This window comes from Pseudomonadota bacterium, from assembly GCA_010028905.1.
Taxonomy (GTDB): domain Bacteria; phylum Vulcanimicrobiota; class Xenobia; order RGZZ01; family RGZZ01; genus RGZZ01.
Window position 1 is genome coordinate 1 of the sequence record RGZZ01000823.1, and the last position, 1,350, is coordinate 1,350.

Consider the following 1,350-nt stretch of genomic DNA (forward strand, 5'->3'; position numbering starts at 1 on the left):
CGGCATGCCGCAGGGCGCCAACGCCGCCCCGTCTTCAAACGCGGGGGGACAGAACGCGCCTTCTGGCTTGAAGCCGATGCAGGCCAGCCCCACCGACGCGAAGCTCGGCGCCGACCAGCGCGGACTCGACGAAGCCCGCAAGCTCGGTCAGGACGCCCGCGGCAACCAGCAGGCCGCCGAGGGCAACCGTGACGCATCGAAGAACGCGGCCGACAACGCCGGCCGCGATGCCGCCCAGAACCGAGCCGACCAGGGCCAGCACAACAGTGCCGCCGATCAGGCCGAGAAAGCGGCCCAGCAGGCCATGCAAGACGAAGGCAAGCAGATGGCCGAGAAGGCCAAGAACGATACCCAGGCCGCCCAGGCCAAGCAGGAGCAGGCACAGGCCAAGGCCGAGGAGATGAAGGGTCAGGCCGACATCGCCAAGGGCACGGGCGAGCAGGCCGCGGGCAAGGCGCAGGAAGCCGCGGGACGCGGCCAGGAGACGGCCGGTCAGGCGAAGGAAGCCCAGGGCAAGGCGTTGGAGAGCAACCTCTTCACCGCTGCGGCGGGGGCCGCCATGGAGGCTGCAGGAAAGGCCGAAGAGGCTGCGGGCAAGGCGCAGGAGCAGGCTGGACAGCAGCTCGAGCAGCGCGGCAACCAGGACAAGTCGAAGGGCCAGCAAGAGCTGCGAGACGGTCAGCAGAAAGAGCAGAAGGCCGTCGCCAAAGAGCAGAAGAACGTCAAGGAAGGCCAGGAGCACCAGAAGAAGGCGGTGGAAGACCGGGGCAAGGCCGACCAGGAAGGCCAGAAGGCCGAGGCCAGCCGCGGCCTGGCCAACCAGGACGGTGAGAAAGCCGCGGCCAACGATACCGCACAGCAGAACAACAATGCCCAGGCCGAACGTTCCGGTCAGCAGGCCGAGCGGGCAGGCGACAACGCGCGCACGTCCGACGAAGGGGCCAACCAGATCGAGCAGATGAAGCCGACCTCTGCAGGCGAGGCGCCGGAGGAATCCGGGGCTGGGCAGTGCGGTGAAGGCGGCTGCGGTGGTGGCGGTGGCGACCAGGGTGGCGGCGGCGGCGGTGCCGGCGACATGCTCAGCCAGCTGATGCAGGGGCTCTCGGGCCTTCTCCAGGGAATGGGGCAAGGTCAGGGCGGGCAGAATCTGTCCCCCGCGCAGAAGGCTGCGCTGAACAAGCAGTCGCAGCAGTACATGAACCAGATCAACGGGGTGATGGGCCAGCAGCAGCAGGGCATCAACAACCTGATCAACGGTACGCTCAGTCCCGAGTGGGCCAACATGGCCATGGGCACGCCAGGCGGCGGAGGCGGAACGGGAGCAGTCACTCCGATGACTGCGTCCGCTGG

Annotated in this window: 1 protein-coding gene; it reads left to right on the forward strand. The window is 68.3% G+C overall.

Annotated features, from left to right (window positions below; translation table 11 throughout):
• The coding region (locus EB084_25630; protein ID NDD31644.1) for a hypothetical protein at positions 1-1,350 on the forward strand (1,350 nt) is incomplete at both ends.